Below are 17,019 nucleotides of genomic sequence, written 5' to 3' on the forward strand. Positions count from 1 at the left end.
ATGACCGCATCCGAAGGGAATAAGACGCTATCGGCCTATGAGGACAGCTGGCGAATGGGCCTGCTGCTCGTGCTTGCCCTGGTCATCTTCCAGGCGGGCGCCTTGTACGGCATGGGTCATCCGCCGATCTGCACCTGCGGCTACGTCAAGCTCTGGCACGGCGTGGTCAACAGCTCGGAGAATTCCCAGCACATCGCCGACTGGTACACCTTCTCGCACATCATCCACGGCTTCCTGCTCTACGCGCTGGCGACGTTCCTGTTTCCACGCTCGCCGGTCGGGCTGAGGCTCGCTTTCGCGGTCCTGATCGAGGGCGGCTGGGAGCTTCTGGAAAACAGCCCTCTCATCATCGACCGCTACCGCGCCGGCACGATCTCGCTCAACTATTACGGCGACTCCATCATCAACTCGGTGTCCGACACGCTGTTCATGGCGCTGGGATTTGTGATGGCGCGAAAGCTACCTATATGGGTGATCGTGGCCCTGGCGCTCATCTTCGAGCTCGGCACGGGCTACATCATCCGGGACAATCTGACGCTCAACGTGATCATGCTGCTGCATCCGTTCGAGTCCATCAAACAGTGGCAAAGTGGAATTTGAGTCTTATGAGCACCTTTTCTCCCCGTGAAATCGTTTCGGAACTCGACCGCTTCATCATCGGCCAGAAGGACGCCAAGCGCGCCGTGGCGATCGCCTTGCGCAACCGCTGGCGCCGCCAGCAACTGGAAGGCCAGATGCGCGAAGAGGTGATGCCGAAGAACATCCTGATGATCGGTCCGACCGGCGTCGGCAAGACCGAGATCTCGCGCCGCCTGGCGCGGCTTGCCGGCGCGCCCTTCGTCAAGGTCGAGGCGACCAAATTCACCGAGGTCGGCTATGTCGGCCGCGATGTCGAACAGATCGTGCGCGACCTCGTCGAGGTTGCCATCGGCCTGGCGCGCGAAAAGATGCGCGGCGATGTCAATGCGCGCGCCCAGGTCAATGCCGAGGAACGCGTGCTGGAAGCCCTCGTCGGCAAGACGGCGAGCCCGGCGACCCGCGATTCGTTCCGCAAGAAGCTGCGCGACGGCGAGCTTGACGACAAGGAGATCGAGATCGAGGTCGCCGACACCGGCACCGGCGGCATGCCCGGCTTCGAGATTCCCGGCATGCCCGGCGCCAATGTCGGCGTGCTCAACATCAACGACATGCTGTCGAAGGCGATGGGCGGCCGCAAGACCAAGACCCGCAAGACCACGGTGCGCGATTCCTACGCGCTGCTGGTCAATGACGAGTCCGACAAGCTGCTCGATCAGGACGAGGTGGTGCGCAGAGCGCTGGAATCGGCCGAAAACGACGGCATCGTCTTCCTCGACGAGATCGACAAGATCGCGGCCAGGAGCGACATTTCGGGCGGCCCGTCGCGCGAAGGCGTGCAGCGCGACCTGCTGCCGCTGGTCGAAGGCACCACGGTCGCGACCAAATACGGGCCGATCAAGACCGACCATATATTGTTCATCGCTTCGGGCGCCTTCCACGTCTCCAAGCCGTCCGACCTGCTGCCCGAGCTGCAGGGCCGCCTGCCGATCCGTGTCGAGCTGCGCGCGCTGGAGAAGGCGGATTTCATCCGCATCCTCACCGAGACGGAGGCAAGCCTCATCAAGCAGTATATCGCGCTGATGAAGACCGAAGGCGTCGAGCTGACCTTCACCGACGACGCCATCGATTCGCTCGCCGGCATCGCCGTCGACCTCAACGCCAGCGTCGAGAACATCGGCGCGCGGCGCCTGCAGACGGTGATGGAGCGCGTGCTGGACGAGATCTCCTACGACGCCCCGGACCGCAACGGCACGGCCGTCACCATCGACGCCGCCTATGTCGAGAAGCATGTCGGCGACTTGTCGCGCAACACCGACCTGTCGCGGTTCATCCTTTAAGCCTGTCTTGGTTTCGGGGCTCAAGCTCGCCCCGAAACGCCCCCTCGCCAATGCCCGATTTAGAGCCGGGTTCAGGCCGGCCTGAAACGCCTTCCAATGCGAAGTGTGGCCAAATGGAAGCATCTGGCCACCATTCTGGTGGGTGGCTCGAAGCCTTCTCTCGACTCTGCCACGCGCTTTACCTAGTTTGCCGCGCATTCGAAAGCGGCGGCGTATGAAGAAACTTATCCTGCTTTTTCTCGGCATGGCCTTGGCGACGGCGGTGGCAACCGCCGATGCCGCGACAATGGTGCCGCCGGGCAACCGCAACAGCGTGCAGCCGGATATTCCGGGCGCCTCCAGCCGGCGCACCCAAGCCACCAACACCACCTTCCAGGCCAAGTACCGCAAGGTCTACGCGCTGTTGCAGAACGACGCCGAGCTGCGCGGCAAGATCAGGAAGGTGGCGGCGGCCTACGGCATAGATCCCATGCATATTGTCGGCGCCATCGTCGGCGAGCACACCTACAATGTCGACGCCTACGACCGCCTGCAGACCTACTACGTCAAGGCGATCTCATACCTGTCGAGCAAGCTTTCCTTCGCCTATCACGGTGAGGACGTCAGCGATTTCATCCAGCGGCCGGAATTCAAGAAATGCGCCGGCATGGACGACAGCTACGACCTTTGGGAATGCCGCGAGCAGGTCTGGAACCGCTCCTTCCGCGGCAAGAGCGTCGGCGGCGAGGATTTCCCCGATGACCGCTTCGGCGCCACCTTCTTCCAGCCTTATTATGCCGGCCAGACGTTCGGGCTCGGCCAGTTGAACCCGCTGACGGCGCTGCAGATGAGCGACCTGGTGCACAAGGTCTCCGGCCTGCCCAGGCTCGACGTCGTCGATCCCAACGCGGTCTACAAGACCATCATGGACCCGGACCTGACGCTGCCCTACGTCGCCGCGACCATCAAAAAGTCGATCGACGCCTATCGCGGCATCGCCGGCTTCGACATCTCGAAAAATCCGGGCCTGACCGCCACGCTCTACAATGTCGGCAATCCCGAGCAGCGCGCCTATGCACTGAAGGCCGAAAACGAGAAGCGCAGCGCCGCCGGCGAGCCGGAAAAGCTGCCGGAGGAGAATTATTACGGCTGGCTGGTTAACGACAAGCTGGACGAGCTGAAGGCGCTTTTCTAAAAAACCTCACGCCGCCAGCAGCGACTTCAGCTTGACCGCCTGCGAGCCGAGCGCTTCCGGCGCCGGGCTCGCTCTCTTGGCGATCAGCATCTCCGCCAGGCGGATGTCGCGCGCCACCGAATTGCCGGGGCCGATGCCGCTGGCGGCGACCAGTCTGCCGTCTTCGGCCAGGTGGAACAGGATGAAGGCGCCGTCGTCGAAGTCGCGCCGCACGATGCTCTTGCCTTCGTCCGACAGCCCGGCGATCTGCAGGGTCAGCCCGTACTGATCCGACCAGAACCAAGGCACGGCGGCATGCGCCTCTTTGGCGCCCAGCATGTTCTTCGCAGCCAGTGCGCCCTGTTCCTGGGCGTTGCGCCAAGCCTCCAGCCGCACGCGCCGGCCGCCATAGACAGCGAGCGGGAACGAGCAGCAATCGCCGGCGGCGAAGATATCCGGGTCGGCGGTGCGCAAATGCTCGTCGACGGCGATGCCGTTGTCGATTGTTAGTCCACCTTCGGCGGCAAGCGCCGTCACCGGCACGGCGCCGATGCCGATCACCGTGAGATCGGCGATGAACTTCTGTCCGTCGGCCAGCGTGATGCCGACCTCCGCGCCGTCATCGTCAATCGCCGCGATTCCCTGGCCGGTGCGGATCGCAACGCCCTCGACTTCATGTGCCTTGTGGATGATTTCGGCGATCTCGGCCGGCACGCCGCGCATCAGGATGCGCGGCTGCGCCTCGATGACCGTGACGGTGGCGCCAAGCTTGCGCGCCGAGGCCGCGAGCTCGAGGCCGATGAAGCCGCCGCCGATGATGGCGACGCGGTTGCCGGCGCTGAGATGGGCGCGAATGGCTAAAGCGTCGTTGAAGGTCCTGAGATAGACGCAGCGGCCGCCAAGCCCCGGCATCGGCAGCTTGCGCGGCACCGATCCGGTCGCCAGCAAAAGCTTTTCATATGGCAGGGAAGAGCCGTCCGACAGCCGCACGACGTGCACGCCGCGATCGATCGCGATGGCGCGGACGGAATGGATGTGGCGGATCGAGCGTTCGGCGAAAAGCGCGTCGCTGGCGATCGCCTTGATGGCCGGCGCCTCGCCGGTCATCGCTTCCTTCGACAGCGGCGGCCGCTCATAGGGCAGATGCGGCTCGTCGCCGACCAGCGTGACCGGCCCTTCGAAACCGAGATCGCGGAGCGCAAGCGCGGCGCGCCCGCCGCATTCGCCTGCTCCGATGATCACCATCCCCGCTTGCATGATCTCACCCGATCTGGATCAGGACTTTGCCGGCGTCGACCTTGACCGGATAGGTCTTGAGGTTGACGCAGACCGGCGCGCCGCGCGCGTCGCCGGTCTTGTAGTTGAAGCGGCCGTTGTGCTTGGGGCATTCGATGATGTCGTCCATCACCAGCCCGTCGGCCAGATGCACCTTTTCATGCGTGCACAGGCCGTCGGTCGCGAAATATTCGTCATCCGGGCTGCGGTAGATGGCAAAGGTGCGGCCGGCATGGTCGAACCGCATCACGTCCTCTTCGTCGATGTCTCCGGCCGCACAGGCCTCGACCCAGTCGCTCATCTCGTCCTCCAGCGAATATCCTTGAATTTCCTTGGGCCTCACTCCGCGGCGGCAGCCATCGGAATATCGTTATGCAGTTCCTCGCGATAGGGCTTCGCCGTCGGCGGCAGCGCGCGCTTGAGGAAATAATCCTCGTTGCGCAACTGGCGCAGGAAGGCCGGGACCATCTCGCGATAACCGGCCAGGATCGAAGGCGTCGGCGCCGGCAGGTCGTGCTTGACCATCTCATGCAGCTTCGGCAGCGCGTGATAGGGCACCATCGGGAACATGTGATGCTCCACATGGTAGTTCATGTTCCAGTAGATGAAGCGGCTGATCGGGTTCATCAGCACCGTGCGGCTGTTCAGGCGGTGGTCGATGACATTGTCGGCGAGGCCGCCATGCTGCAGCAGGCCGGTCATGACGTGATGCCAGGCGCCATAGAGCCGGGGCAGGCCGATCAGCATCAGCGGCAGCCAGGAATGCAGGTAGAGGGCCAAGGCGATGGTCGCGACGTAGATGGCGAGCCATAGGCGGGCCACCCGGATCGCCTTCGGCTGCTCCTGCTCTGGAATGAAGGTTTTTTCAGCGGCGCTGATGACGCCGGCGGCGTTGCGCACCATGTCGACCACCGCGTGCCAGGCGTCGAGAATGCCGAAGAAGTTGAGCACCACGCGCAGCAGGTCCGGCGGCCGCATGACGGCGATCTCCGGGTCGCGGCCGACGATGATGGTGTCGGTGTGGTGGCGCGTGTGGCTCCAGCGCCAGGTCACCGGGTTGCGCATGATCATGAAGCAGGCGAGTTGGTAGACGGCGTCGTTCATCCACTGCGTGCGGAAGGCCGTGCCGTGGCCGCATTCGTGCCAGCGGGAATCGGTCGAGGAACCGTAGAGCGTGCCGTAGACGAACAGGAACGGCACGCACCACCAGCTGCCCCAGAACCAGATGCCGCCCGCGGCGCTGACGATGAAAGCGGCCAGCCATATGATGGTGTCGCGGATCGCCGGCTGGTCCGAGCGCTGCATCAGCTCCTTCATCCGCTTGCGCGGGATTTCGGTGTGGTACCACTCGGCCGCCGCCAACCCTTTCTCGACAGCGCGTTTTGCATCGCGGCCGGTCAGGCTGTAGTCGCGTGGCGGCGCCGCCGAAGATGTCATGGCCGTCATTGAGGTTCCTCCAACAGCGCCTGGTGAACGGCTCCGGCAGGTCCGGGCTCGTCCATGGCCAGCTTCCACTTCAACATACCGCCAGCATATGATAGGCTCAACATCAGAAAGATAGTTTCTATCATTTCCTATCAGAATGAGATATCCTCAGCCGGATAAGCGATGGAGCATTCATGGCAAAGCGGCCGACCATTACCGATCTCGCGCGCGTCTCGGGCGTCAGCGTCGCTACCGTCGACAGAGTGCTGAACAGCCGCCTGCCTGTGCGCGAGGAGACGGCGCGCCGAGTCTACGAGGCCGCCACCGAGATCGGCTATCACGCGGCGGGACTGATCAAGCAGCGCATGCGACAGGAACTGCCGGAATACCGGCTCGGCTTCCTGCTGCTGAGGGGCAATGACGTCTTCTATGGCGATTTCGCCAGGGAGCTCGAGCTGGCGGTCGCACAATCGCAACGCTTTCGCGGCGCTGCGACAGTCGATTTCGCCGCCTCGCTGGCACCCGACGAGATTGCCGCCCAAATGCGTGGGCTGGCGGCGAAGTCGAGAGCCATCGCCGTCGTCGGCCCGGATCATCCGACGCTGACGGCGGTCGTGGAGGCGCTGAAGGCGAGGGGGCAGCCGGTCTTCTCGCTGCTGTCCGATTTTGCCGCCGGTATCCGCGAGGGCTATGTCGGTCTCGACAACCGCAAGGTCGGGCGCAGCGCCGCCTGGATGATCGCCAAGGCCGCCAGGAAGCCAGGCAAGGTCGCGCTCTTCGTCGGCAGCCATCGCTTCCACGGCCATGAATTGCGCGAGATCGGCTTCCGCTCCTATTTCCGCGAGCACGCGCCGGACTTCACCGTGATGGAGACGCTGGTCAACCTCGAGGCCAATGACGTCACGCATGGCGCCATGCTCGATCTTCTGGCGCGCCATCCCGATCTTGCCGGTTGCTATGTCGCCGGCGGCGGCATGGAGGGCGCGGTCTCGGCGCTGAGGGCGGCGAGCCCGGCCGAGATGCCGATCGTCATCTGCAACGAGATCAACGCCGTCTCGCGCGCTGCGCTCGCCGACAACATCCTCACCATGGTCATCTCGACGCCGCTTGCGGCACTCTCCCGGGAACTCGTCGGGCTGATGGCCCATGCCATCGAAAGCGGCGCGGCCAATGCGCCGGGACAGACCTTCCTGCCCTTCGACATCTACCTGCCGGAAAATATCTAGCGTCCGCGGTGATGGAATCCATCAGGCTGATGGATTCTTTCACGGCGGTTTGCCGCGATTCTGGCCCATGCGGCGATGATCGTGGGTCTTCGCCGCGACGACCGCGATCGAAAAACCGACTGCCCCAGTCGGAATCACCCTTGACGTTTCCAAACGAAATGGAATAAATATTTCACTAACTAGGCTTTTTGGTTCTTTCGTTCCGAAGCGTCTGTTTCGAACGGAGGAAGAGGCGTTCCACCGGATTGGCAGCGCCGCATGGCCGCAGGGAGAGATTCCCCGGGCAAACCGGGGATTCCGGTTCAAATGGGTGCAGCCGGACACCAAGTGGAGGAGAGATAAAATGAAGAAACTGCTTTTGGGCGTCGCGCTTTCGGCGCTGATGTGTTCATCCGCCTTCGCCGCCAAGATCGGCGTTTCGATGGCCAAGTTCGACGACAACTTCCTGACCGTGCTGCGCAACGGCATGATCGCGCAGGCCAAGGGCATGGACGGCGTCGAGCTGCAGGTCGAGGACGCGCAGAACGACGTGGCCAAGCAGCTAGACCAGATCAAGAATTTTGCCGCATCGGGCGTCGACGCCATCATCGTCAATCCGGTCGACACCTCGGCCACCCAGGCGATGTCGGATGCGGCCGCCGCGGCCAAGATCCCGTTGGTCTATGTCAATCGCCAGCCGGTCAATGTCGACTCGCTGCCCGACAACCAGGCCTTCGTCGCTTCGAACGAGTCCGAATCCGGCACGCTCGAGACCAAGGAAGCCTGCCGCCTGTTCAAGGAAGCCGGCAAGAAGGAAGCCAATGTCTATGTGATCATGGGCGAGCTTTCCAACCAGGCCGCGGTGCAGCGCACCAAGGACATCGAGGAAGTGATCGCCACCCCGGACTGCAGCTTCATAAAGATCATCGACAAGCAGACCTCGAACTGGGATCGTGACCAGGCGCAGAACCTGATGACCAACTGGCTGTCGTCCGGCAAGCCGTTCGACGGCGTCATCGCCAACAACGACGAAAGCGCCATCGGCGCCATCCAGGCAATGAAGGCCGCCAATGTCGACATGAAGTCGGTCGTGGTCGGCGGCGTCGACGCCACCCAGGACGCGCTGGCCGCGATGCAGGCCGGCGATCTTGATGTGACGGTGTTCCAGGACGCCGCCGGCCAGGGCGCCGGCGCGCTCGACGCAGCGCTGAAGCTCGCCAAGGGCGAGAAGGTCGAGCACAAGGTCTATGTGCCCTTCCAGCTTGTCACCCCGGCGAACATCGACAAGTTCCTGAAGAAGAACTGAGGCTGCACTTCTCGATGAGCGGCGCGCCGACGCATCGGACCGGCTGAAATCGGCTTCTGTTAAAGCGGCGCCGCTCCCTTCGTTCTCCCGCCCCACCGGGCGGGAGAACGGGCGCGGTCATTCGGAGGAAGAAGACGTGTCACAGACATCGCATGGCATTGGCGGGTTGAGCTATGACGCCAAGAAGCGCCCATGGCCCGCCGAATTCAACGTGTTTCTGGCGCTGGTCATCCTCGTCGTCGCCTTCGAGCTGATCGGCCGAGTCTTCCTTGGCGACAGCTTCCTGTTCAACACCCGCGAGAACGTCAACGCGATCTTCAACCAGCAGCGTCTGGAAATCATCATCCTGCAGGTGTCGATCGTCGGCATCATCGCCATCGGCGTCACCCAGGTCATCATCTGCGGCGGCATCGACCTCTCCTCGGGCTCGATCGTCGGCGCCACCGCCATGATCGCCATGAGCTTCGCGCAAGTCGCGACCGTCAACGGCAATCCCAATCCCAAGGCCATGTTCATCGACTATGGCTGGACCGACCTGCCGGTCGTCGTGCCGCTGCTGGTCGCGGTCGGCTGTGGCCTGATCGCCGGCCTCATCAACGGCCTGCTGATCGCCTACACCCGCATCCCGCCTTTCATCGCCACGCTGGGCATGATGGTTACCGCCCGCGGCATCGCCAAATGGTGGTCGAAGGGCCAGCCGATCTCGTTCCCGACCGAAAGCTTCGCGGCCATCGGCAAGGGCCTGATGCCCGTCGTCATCTTCATCTCGCTGGCAATCCTGTTCCAGCTCATCCTGACCTACACGAAATACGGCAAGCACTGCTATGCCATCGGTTCCAACGAGGATGCCGCGCGCATGTCCGGCATCAAGATCGCCAACCACAAGGTGCTGGTCTATGCCATCGCCGGTATCCTGGCAGCGATCGCCGCGGTGGTTCTCTCCTCCAAGAACCTCACCGCCCAAGCCGGCATGGGCGTCATGTACGAGCTCGACGCCATCGCCATGGCGGTCATCGGCGGCGTTTCGCTGTCGGGCGGCCGCGGCTCCATCATCGGCACCGTGATCGGCTCGCTGATCTTCGGCGTCATCATTTCCGGCTTCACCTTCCTGCGCCTCGACGCCTACTATCAGGAGATGGTCAAGGGCGTGATCATCGTCGGCGCGGTCGTTCTCGATCAATGGCGCCAGCGCCGCCGCGCGATAGGAGCTTGACCATGTCCGACATCGTTCTGAAGACCGAAAACCTCACCAAGCACTATGGCGGCGTGCACGCGCTCCAGGAGGCGAATTTCGAGCTGCGCAAGGGCGAGCACGTCGCCATCATGGGCGACAACGGCGCCGGCAAGTCGACCTTCGTGCGCCAGATCACCGGCGTCGAGCAGCGCACCGACGGCAAGATCTGGTTCGACGGCAAGGAGGTGAATTTCGCCGGCCCGATCGAAGCGCGCGAAGCGGGCATCGAGACAGTGTTCCAGAACCTCGCTCTGGCCGACGACCTCGACGTGCCGTCCAACCTGTTCCTCGGCCGCGAGAAGGTGCTGTTCAATCTCGGGCCTTTCTCCATCCTCGACCGCAAGGCGATGCGCAAGGCGACGGAGGCAGCACTTGTCCGCACCGCGGTGAAGATCCCGAACCTCTCCAGCACCATTCGCCACATGTCGGGCGGCCAGCGCCAGTGCGTGGCGATCGCCAGGACCGCGACCTTCGCCTCCAAGCTGATCATCATGGACGAGCCGACGGCGGCGCTCGGCGTGCAAGAGACGGCGCAGGTCGAAAACATCATCCGCACGCTGAAGGAAAACGGCGAGCCGCTGATCCTGGTCAGCCACAACATGCGCCAGGTGTTCGACCTGGTCGACCGCATCGTCGTCTTCCGTCGCGGCAAGATCGTCGCCAATCTGCGCAAACAAGACACCGACGGCAACGACATCGTCGCCTACATCACCGGCGCCAAGACCGGACAGGCGGAGCTGCAGGCCGCCTGACGGGCGCCACGACGGGATCAAACCAGTCATCCGCGCCGGAAGGCGCGGATATGCCTACAAAACCCACCCTCGAAGGACATTCCATGACACTCCGCTTCGCTCTCCTCGGCGCCGGCCGTATCGGCAAGGTGCATGCCCGCGCCGTCGCCTCCAACCCGCAGGCCAAGCTGGTCGCCGTCGCCGATGCGTTCGAGAAAGCGGCGACGGAGCTCGCTTCCGCCTATGGCGCGGAAGTCCGCACGATCGAGGCGATCGAGAAGGCCAAGGACATCGACGCCGTCATCATCTGCACGCCGACCGACACCCACGCCGATCTGATCGAGCGCTTCGCCAAGGCCGGCAAGGCGATCTTCTGCGAGAAGCCGATCGATCTCTCCGTCGAGCGCGTCGAAAAATGCCTGGCCGTGGTCGAGAAGACCAAGGCCACGCTGATGGTCGGCTTCAACCGCCGCTTCGATCCGCATTTCGCCGCCGTCCGCAAGGCGATCGATGACGGCGCCATCGGCACGGTCGAGATGGTCACCATCACGTCGCGCGATCCCGGCGCCCCGCCGCTCGATTACATCGCCCGCTCGGGCGGCATTTTTCGCGATATGACCATCCATGATTTCGACATGGCGCGCTTCCTGCTCGGCGAGGAGCCGGTTGCGGTGAGCGCCCACGCCTCCGTGCTGGTCGACAGGAAGATCGGCGAAGCAGGCGATTTCGATAGCGTCAGCGTCATCCTCGAAACCGCCTCCGGCAAGCAGGCCGTCATCTCCAATTCGCGCCGTGCCACCTATGGCTACGACCAGCGCATCGAGGTGCATGGCTCCAAGGGCATGGTCGCGGCCGAGAACCAGCGGCCGGTGTCGATCGAACTCGCCAACGACAAGGGCTACACCCGCCCGCCGCTACACGACTTCTTCATGACCCGCTATCTCGACGCCTATGCCAATGAGATCGCAGCTTTCATCGCGGCGGCGACGTCGGGCAAGAAAGCAGCGCCGAGCGGAGCCGACGGGCTCGTCGCGCTGAAGCTGGCGGATGCGGCGCTGAAGTCGGCGAAGACGGGCAAGACCGTCCGCGTCGATTGAATTTGAATACGGATTGAGGAGCAGAGCGATGAACGGTTTGGCCGGTCGCAATTCAGAAACGCGTGCCATCGTCACCGGCGGCGCGCAGGGCATCGGCTTCGCGGTTGCGGAAGCCTTGGCCGACGAGGGCTGCCGCGCGCTGGCCCTGATCGGCCGCTCGCAGGAAAAGGGCGACAGGGCGGTCGCGGCGCTGAAGAAGAACGGCGTCGACGCCATCTTCATCAGCGCCGATGTCGCCAAGGTCGCCGATTGCAAGCGCGCCGTGGCAACGGCCATCGCGCATTTCGGCACGCTGAACGCGCTGGTCAACGCCGCCGCCACTTCCGCGCGCGGCTCGCTGGTCGAGACCTCGGAAGAGCTTTTCGACCAGATCTTCGACACCAATGTGCGCGGCCCCTTCTTCCTGATGCAGGGCCTCGTCGCGCATCTGCTCGAACGCAAGGCGCCCGGCTCGATCGTCAACGTGCTGTCGATGTCGGCGCATGCCGGCCAGTCGTTCCTGACGCCCTATTCGACCAGCAAGGGCGCGCTGATGACGCTGACCAAGAATGTTGCGAGCTCCTACCGGAAGAACCGCATCCGCTGCAACGCGGTGCTGCCCGGCTGGATGGACACCGAAGGCGAGGCGATCGTGCAGAAGAAGTGGCACGACGCCCCCGACGATTGGCTGGCAAAGGCCGAGGCAGCGCAGCCCATGGGCCAACTGGTCAAGCCGGCGCAGCTTGCCCGGCTGATCACCTATATGCTGAGCCCCCAGGCCGGCGTCATGACCGGCTCGTTGGTCGATTATGACCAGAACATTGCTGGCGTGATCGGGGAGTAGTGACGGCGAGCCCGGTGGAAACCGTCACTTCGTCATCCACGGGCGGAGCAAGGAGCGAAGCGACGCGCGCAGACCCGAGGATCCATGCCGTTACTTTGAAGCGGCGCAGCGGCGCAGAATTTGCTCCGGTGCAACCCTCGGCCAAGGTCACGGAATGGATCCCAGGGTCTCCGCGACGGAGCTTCGCTCCTGCTTCGCCCTGGGATGACGAAATCGCGAGATTCGGCCATTCCGAATTGGCTCTCATCACCCGCGTGACAAACACTCCCGCATCGACTATATGAGCCGCATGATCAACCTGACCGCCACCTATTGGTACTTTAGCAGCTCGCTGGCGGCGGGAGGATTGCGCTCGATCTGAAGATTTGCAGATCAAACATCCGACAAGCCGCCAGACCTGGCGGCTTTTTTGTTTCAGCCGGCAGGTCTCCTAAACCAGGAGCAGAAAGCCGTGTTGACCACCACAGACGACCTTCGGGTCGCCGAAATCAGAGCCTTGAGCACGCCGGACGAGGTGATGCGCGAAATATCGCGCACGCTGACGGCGACGCGCACCGTCGCCACCGCGCGCAACGCCATCCATTCCATCCTCTCGGGGGCCGACGATCGACTGCTTGTCATCGTCGGCCCTTGTTCCATCCACGATCCGGTCGCCGCCGTTGACTATGCCAGCCGTCTGGCGGCGCTGCGCGAAACCTTGGCCGACCGGCTCGAGATCGTCATGCGCGTCTATTTCGAGAAGCCGCGCACCACGGTCGGCTGGAAGGGCCTGATCAACGATCCCGACCTCGACGGCAGCTTCAACATCGAAAAGGGGTTGCGCATGGCGCGCAACGTGCTGTCGGCCGTCAACAATCTCGGCCTGCCGGCGGCGACCGAGTTCCTCGACATGACCATCCCGCAATACATCGCCGATCTCGTCGCTTGGGGCGCCATCGGCGCGCGCACCACCGAAAGCCAGATCCACCGCGAACTGGCCTCGGGCCTGTCCTGCCCGGTCGGCTTCAAGAACGGCACCGACGGCAATTTGCGCATTGCCGCCGAGGCGGTGAAGTCGGCCGCCCAGCCGCATCATTTCATGGCGGTGACCAAGGGTGGACGCAGCGCCATTGCGGCAACCACCGGCAACGAGGATTGCCACGTTATTCTGCGTGGCGGCGTCGAGCCGAACTATGATGCGGCGAGTGTGGAAGCGGCCGCTGCCGAGCTTGGCCGGATCGGCATAGCGCCGCGGCTGATGATCGATGTCAGCCACGCCAACAGCGCCAAGAAGCCGGAGAACCAGCCAAAGGTCGCGCATGACGTGGCGGGCCAGGTTGCCGCGGGCGACGAGCGCATCGTCGGCGTCATGATCGAGAGCAATCTCGTCGCCGGCCGTCAGGATGTCGTGCCTGGCAAGCCGCTGGTCTACGGCCAGAGCATCACCGACGGCTGCATCGATTGGGCGACCACCGAAACGGTGCTGCACGGCCTCGCCGGCGCCGTCGAATGGCGCCGGTCGGTGAAGCGCGAGATGCTCGCCAGCCGTCAGGGCGCGGCTTGAGCGAAAAGGTGAGGGCGGCGCTCACGCCGCCCTCAATCCTTCCCAGGCAGTGAATATCGAAACGGCAAACAAAAGCAGTCCGGCGCCCCGTCCGGCCAGGATTGTCGCTTGCGGATTGTCGACCAGCAGCCCACGACTGCGGCCGGCGGTGACGGCGAGCCCGCCATAGATCGCCGCCTGCGTGGCGCCCGTCAGCAATCCCATGATTGTCGTCTGCAGCCAGATCGGGCCGTAAGCCGGCTTCAGGAATTGCGGATAGACGGCTAGGATGAAGAGATAGGCCTTCGGATTGATCAGGCAGGTGACCAGTCCCTGGCGAAACGCCTTCCAGGCCGAGCGGCTCCCGTAGGCCCGTCGCCGACGGTGATCGAGCTGCGCATCAGCGAAATGCCGATATAGGCCATGTAGGCGGCGCCGGCTACCACCAGCGGCGTGAACAGGATCGGCGCGAAATGCATGAGCAGGCCGACGCCGATGGCGCCATTCAGCGTGTGCACGGCGCCGCCGAGCATGATGCCGCCGGTGGCGGCGAGACCCCTGTTGCTGCCGCCGGTCAGCGCGTTGGCCAGCACGAACAGCATGTCCATGCCCGGAACGGCGATGATGCCGAACAGAAGCACGAAGAACAGCCAGAGGTTTTCGGCGTAGCTCATGTCAGTTGCTCGTCGCATTACCCGCTTGCGCAAAAAGGAACCTGTTGATTTTCAAGTCGGTAGGCGGCCCTATAGGCGATCCCAACTGACGGGGATATGTCAGTTGCGTTTCGGCCGGGTGAGAAAAAATGCGCAAGGCCTCGCGCCTGTTCGAGATCATCCAGATCCTGCGGCTGGCCAAGAAGCCGGTGACGGCGGCGACGATCGCCGGGCGGCTGGAGGTCACGGTCCGCTCGGTCTATCGAGACATCGTCGCGCTGCAGGCGATGCGTGTGCCGATCGAGGGCGGGCGTGGCATCGGCTACATACTGCGTCCCGGCTTCGACCTGCCGCCGCTGATGTTTTCCATCGAGGAGATGGAGGCGATCGTGCTGTCGCTGGCGCTGCTCGAACGCACCGGCGACGATGAGCTCAAGCAGGCCGCGAAGCGCGTTGGGGCCAAGATCGCCGGCGCGGTGCCGCCGCCCTTGCGGCAGACGCTGGACGCCAACGCCCTTCATGCCTGGGGTTTTGCAGCGCCTTCCGCTTCCGCCGTCGATCTCGCTCTGGTCCGCCGCGCCATCCGCGACGAGGAGAAGCTCGACCTCTCCTATCGCGACGAGGCGGGGCGGGCGACCGGCCGTGTCATCCGCCCGGTCGCGCTGATCTACTATGCCGAGACCGCCAACATCGTCGCCTGGTGCGAGCTGCGCCAGGCCATCCGCAATTTCCGCAGCGACCGCATCGAGGACTGCCGGGCGGCCGGCCAATGGTTCAAGGGCGAGGGCGACCGGCTGCGGCAGGTCTGGGTGGATGGCTGGGAGATCAATGCTTCGGCCGCTGCCGGCAACTGAGGCGCCGCCCCGCCGCGGTCGAGGTGACTTTCAGGGCACGATGCCCCGACAGGCCCAGGCGACATTGGCGAAGGACCGCGGCCCGTCGGGCCGGCCGGCCTGATAGGCATCGCGCACGGCGGCCTCGACGCGCTCCCGCTCGGCCGGATCCAATGTAGTCATGTATTTGCCGAGTGGCCCTTCGCCGGCGCCGATCGGCGCCCAGAAGTCGTCGAAATCCGCGTAGTCCATGCGGATCATGAGCTCGGCCTCGCTGACGTCGATGAGATCCTGCTCGACAAAGGTCCGCTTCATCTCGCCCGGCTGCATCATCGGCTGGAAGCAATAGCGGCCGCGCATCTGGCGCCCGCTTTCACTGAGCGCCGCGACGGTGTCGATCATCATGCGCATGCCAGGCATGCCGCCGTAATGATCCCAGACCACGGCCGCGACGACGCCGCCCGGCCGCACAACGCGGCGCATCTCGGCCACCGCCTTACCGGCCTCCGGCACGAAGTGCAGCACCAGCAACGCCAACGCGCGGTCGAACGCGTTGTCGGCGAATGGCAGCGCCGTGGCGTCGGCCTGACTGATGGTGACGCGCGGATCGCTGTTGCGCTGTCTGGCCGCGTCGACGAAGACCGGCGAAAAGTCGATGGCCTGGATCTCGGCAAGATCGGCCGATTTTGCCAATTCGAAGGCCAGGCTGCCGGTGCCGCAGCCGACATCGAGGATCTTTTCGCCGCCGGCCAGACCGGTGAAGTCGATGAACTTGGGCGCGAGCCTGCGGCTCCATCGCCCCATGAGCTGCTCATAGCCGGATGCGGCATGAACGGTGAAGTTGGATGTCATTGGAGCCTCCCATATGAGCCCAAGCTAAACCTCGGCGGAATTGCTGCCAAGACGCAGAGCGATCGTAATCGGAGCAAGGATAGCGTGGTGCACACAGGTGTTTATGTGGGCGATCTCACGCTCGCCTGGCTATGGGATCAGGCTCAAACGTTCGAGAATAACGCCTGAGCGGTTTCGATTGGCAGCAGCATGACCCGCTCGCCAAGCAGAGACGCGATGAAGCCATGTCGTTGATAGAAACCCATTGCTGCATCATCGATCGCGTGTGCCACCACAGCACGAACCCCGGCAATGTCCGAGACAGCGAGACATCGCCTAAGCGCGTCGGAAAGCAGGTCGCCTCCGAGTCCCATTCCCTGGAACGTCTGATCGACCGCAAGGCGACCGATCAGCAGCAGGGGCACTTGCTCGGGCATGCCTCGCCGAAGCTTTGCGCTTGGCAGCGCGATCCGTTCTTCCATCGCCGTCGAGATCGCATAATAACCGACGACGCGATTTTTAGTGCCCGCGTCACAGACGACATAGGTTCGGGCGGACAGTCCTTCGGCAACCAAGGCGCGGTTTCGCAGCCAGTCATCGAGAGATGAATGCTTGCCATTGTGAAATTCGGATACGTCGTGGCCAATGGTCAGCCGTTCCGGAGCGCGGACTCGCCATCCTTGCGGTCGGCCAGCGGACATCAGCGCTCCCAGGCCGGCTTACGCGTCATACGCGCGCGAAGCTCCTCCGACGGTTTGTTCGGAGCATCAAGCAGGTTGAGAAATTTTTCATGCGCGTCCGTATCGAGAAAGAAGGCGCGCTGGTCGAGAATCGTCTCCTCGGCCTGCCTGCGGGCACTGTCCAGCATGAACTCCGACAGCTTCTGCCCGCGCAAACTCGCGGCGCGGTTGAGAATAGCCTTCATCCCCGCCGAGGCGCGGATCTGAATCACGTCGTCCTTGCGCGCTGCGTCGCGATTGCTGCCGACATGACTGGAATGCGCCATCGAAATCCT

At 63.8% G+C, this 17,019-nt stretch carries 17 protein-coding genes and 1 pseudogene; 11 read left to right on the plus strand and 7 right to left on the minus strand.

The window, feature by feature from the left end:
• The 3 genes from FJ418_RS09565 (at position 1) to FJ418_RS09575 (ending at position 3,090) form a co-directional block, all read left to right on the plus strand.
• Positions 1-600 carry a DUF2585 domain-containing protein gene (locus tag FJ418_RS09565; protein ID WP_140865048.1) on the plus strand — a complete coding sequence of 200 codons (600 nt, stop codon included), beginning with the start codon at positions 1-3 and terminating at the stop codon, positions 598-600.
• Between the two features lie 5 nt (positions 601-605).
• Entirely contained in the window at positions 606-1,916 is a 1,311-nt protein-coding gene (hslU, locus tag FJ418_RS09570) for an ATP-dependent protease ATPase subunit HslU (protein WP_140658744.1), read from the plus strand.
• 214 nt (positions 1,917-2,130) lie between these two features.
• Positions 2,131-3,090 carry a DUF1402 family protein gene (locus FJ418_RS09575; protein ID WP_140865050.1) on the plus strand — a complete coding sequence of 320 codons (960 nt, stop codon included), beginning with the start codon at positions 2,131-2,133 and terminating at the stop codon, positions 3,088-3,090.
• 6 nt (positions 3,091-3,096) lie between these two features.
• Here FJ418_RS09575 and FJ418_RS09580 read toward each other — a convergent pair whose 3' ends face one another.
• The 3 genes from FJ418_RS09580 to FJ418_RS09590 are packed head-to-tail and all read right to left on the minus strand — an operon-like array spanning position 3,097 to position 5,781.
• A complete protein-coding gene (locus FJ418_RS09580; protein ID WP_140865052.1) occupies positions 3,097-4,326 on the minus strand; it encodes an FAD-dependent oxidoreductase in 1,230 nt (409 codons plus the stop codon).
• Between the two features lie 4 nt (positions 4,327-4,330).
• Positions 4,331-4,645, minus strand: a complete 315-nt coding sequence (locus tag FJ418_RS09585) for a MocE family 2Fe-2S type ferredoxin (RefSeq protein ID WP_127234133.1) — start codon at positions 4,643-4,645, stop codon at positions 4,331-4,333.
• A 38-nt stretch (positions 4,646-4,683) separates the two neighbouring features.
• Entirely contained in the window at positions 4,684-5,781 is a 1,098-nt protein-coding gene (locus FJ418_RS09590) for a fatty acid desaturase family protein (protein WP_140865141.1), read from the minus strand.
• A 182-nt stretch (positions 5,782-5,963) separates the two neighbouring features.
• Between FJ418_RS09590 and FJ418_RS09595 the strand changes: the two genes are divergently transcribed.
• From FJ418_RS09595 to FJ418_RS09625, 7 genes are all read left to right on the plus strand, one after another.
• Positions 5,964-6,995, plus strand: coding sequence for a LacI family DNA-binding transcriptional regulator (locus FJ418_RS09595; RefSeq protein ID WP_140865054.1), 1,032 nt, complete (start codon positions 5,964-5,966; stop codon positions 6,993-6,995).
• Between the two features lie 343 nt (positions 6,996-7,338).
• Entirely contained in the window at positions 7,339-8,280 is a 942-nt protein-coding gene (locus FJ418_RS09600) for a sugar ABC transporter substrate-binding protein (protein WP_140641688.1), read from the plus strand.
• Positions 8,281-8,416: 136 nt separating this feature from the next.
• Positions 8,417-9,493: an ABC transporter permease gene (locus FJ418_RS09605; RefSeq protein WP_140708451.1), complete on the plus strand. Its 1,077-nt coding sequence runs from the start codon at positions 8,417-8,419 to the stop codon at positions 9,491-9,493.
• Positions 9,494-9,495: 2 nt separating this feature from the next.
• Positions 9,496-10,266 carry an ATP-binding cassette domain-containing protein gene (locus tag FJ418_RS09610; protein ID WP_140641685.1) on the plus strand — a complete coding sequence of 257 codons (771 nt, stop codon included), beginning with the start codon at positions 9,496-9,498 and terminating at the stop codon, positions 10,264-10,266.
• An 83-nt stretch (positions 10,267-10,349) separates the two neighbouring features.
• On the plus strand, positions 10,350-11,342 hold the full coding sequence (iolG, locus tag FJ418_RS09615; protein ID WP_140865056.1) for an inositol 2-dehydrogenase: 993 nt from the start codon (positions 10,350-10,352) through the stop codon (positions 11,340-11,342).
• A 28-nt stretch (positions 11,343-11,370) separates the two neighbouring features.
• The gene (locus FJ418_RS09620) at positions 11,371-12,165 is read left to right on the plus strand and encodes an SDR family oxidoreductase (protein WP_140708447.1); all 795 of its coding nucleotides are present in this window, start codon (positions 11,371-11,373) and stop codon (positions 12,163-12,165) included.
• 451 nt (positions 12,166-12,616) lie between these two features.
• On the plus strand, positions 12,617-13,708 hold the full coding sequence (locus FJ418_RS09625; RefSeq protein ID WP_140865058.1) for a 3-deoxy-7-phosphoheptulonate synthase: 1,092 nt from the start codon (positions 12,617-12,619) through the stop codon (positions 13,706-13,708).
• Positions 13,709-13,729: 21 nt separating this feature from the next.
• On the opposite strand, the pseudogene FJ418_RS09630 reads toward FJ418_RS09625, so the two are convergent.
• A pseudogene (locus FJ418_RS09630) lies at positions 13,730-14,361 on the minus strand (LysE family translocator).
• A 128-nt stretch (positions 14,362-14,489) separates the two neighbouring features.
• Here FJ418_RS09630 and FJ418_RS09635 point away from each other — a divergent pair.
• Positions 14,490-15,194 (plus strand): YafY family protein, encoded by a 705-nt coding sequence (locus tag FJ418_RS09635; protein WP_140786126.1) that lies wholly within the window; start codon positions 14,490-14,492, stop codon positions 15,192-15,194.
• A gap of 30 nt (positions 15,195-15,224) precedes the next feature.
• On the opposite strand, the gene FJ418_RS09640 is transcribed toward FJ418_RS09635, so the two are convergent.
• From FJ418_RS09640 to FJ418_RS09650, 3 genes are all read right to left on the minus strand, one after another.
• A complete protein-coding gene (locus FJ418_RS09640; protein WP_140786127.1) occupies positions 15,225-16,025 on the minus strand; it encodes a class I SAM-dependent methyltransferase in 801 nt (266 codons plus the stop codon).
• 143 nt (positions 16,026-16,168) lie between these two features.
• On the minus strand, positions 16,169-16,705 hold the full coding sequence (locus FJ418_RS09645; RefSeq protein ID WP_140865060.1) for a GNAT family N-acetyltransferase: 537 nt from the start codon (positions 16,703-16,705) through the stop codon (positions 16,169-16,171).
• The gene (locus FJ418_RS09650; protein WP_140708439.1) at positions 16,705-17,010 is read right to left on the minus strand and encodes a DUF1778 domain-containing protein; all 306 of its coding nucleotides are present in this window, start codon (positions 17,008-17,010) and stop codon (positions 16,705-16,707) included. The genes FJ418_RS09645 and FJ418_RS09650 overlap by 1 nt, the downstream gene beginning before the upstream one ends.
• Between the last annotated feature and the right edge of the window lie 9 nt (positions 17,011-17,019).

The sequence above is a fragment of the Mesorhizobium sp. B2-8-3 genome (genome assembly GCF_006440815.1).
In the GTDB taxonomy this organism is placed as follows: domain Bacteria; phylum Pseudomonadota; class Alphaproteobacteria; order Rhizobiales; family Rhizobiaceae; genus Mesorhizobium.

Coding starts and splice junctions, on each gene's coding strand:
- iolG (WP_140865056.1), top strand. CDS start 10,350: ATGACACTCCGCTTCGCTCTCCTCGGCGCCGGCCGTATCGGCAAGGTG.
- FJ418_RS09640 (WP_140786127.1), bottom strand. CDS start 16,025: ATGACATCCAACTTCACCGTTCATGCCGCATCCGGCTATGAGCAGCTC.
- FJ418_RS09580 (WP_140865052.1), bottom strand. CDS start 4,326: ATGCAAGCGGGGATGGTGATCATCGGAGCAGGCGAATGCGGCGGGCGC.
- FJ418_RS09585 (WP_127234133.1), bottom strand. CDS start 4,645: ATGAGCGACTGGGTCGAGGCCTGTGCGGCCGGAGACATCGACGAAGAG.
- hslU (WP_140658744.1), top strand. CDS start 606: ATGAGCACCTTTTCTCCCCGTGAAATCGTTTCGGAACTCGACCGCTTC.
- FJ418_RS09590 (WP_140865141.1), bottom strand. CDS start 5,781: ATGACATCTTCGGCGGCGCCGCCACGCGACTACAGCCTGACCGGCCGC.
- FJ418_RS09600 (WP_140641688.1), top strand. CDS start 7,339: ATGAAGAAACTGCTTTTGGGCGTCGCGCTTTCGGCGCTGATGTGTTCA.
- FJ418_RS09610 (WP_140641685.1), top strand. CDS start 9,496: ATGTCCGACATCGTTCTGAAGACCGAAAACCTCACCAAGCACTATGGC.
- FJ418_RS09620 (WP_140708447.1), top strand. CDS start 11,371: ATGAACGGTTTGGCCGGTCGCAATTCAGAAACGCGTGCCATCGTCACC.
- FJ418_RS09650 (WP_140708439.1), bottom strand. CDS start 17,010: ATGGCGCATTCCAGTCATGTCGGCAGCAATCGCGACGCAGCGCGCAAG.
- FJ418_RS09595 (WP_140865054.1), top strand. CDS start 5,964: ATGGCAAAGCGGCCGACCATTACCGATCTCGCGCGCGTCTCGGGCGTC.
- FJ418_RS09635 (WP_140786126.1), top strand. CDS start 14,490: ATGCGCAAGGCCTCGCGCCTGTTCGAGATCATCCAGATCCTGCGGCTG.
- FJ418_RS09575 (WP_140865050.1), top strand. CDS start 2,131: ATGAAGAAACTTATCCTGCTTTTTCTCGGCATGGCCTTGGCGACGGCG.
- FJ418_RS09565 (WP_140865048.1), top strand. CDS start 1: ATGACCGCATCCGAAGGGAATAAGACGCTATCGGCCTATGAGGACAGC.
- FJ418_RS09645 (WP_140865060.1), bottom strand. CDS start 16,705: ATGTCCGCTGGCCGACCGCAAGGATGGCGAGTCCGCGCTCCGGAACGG.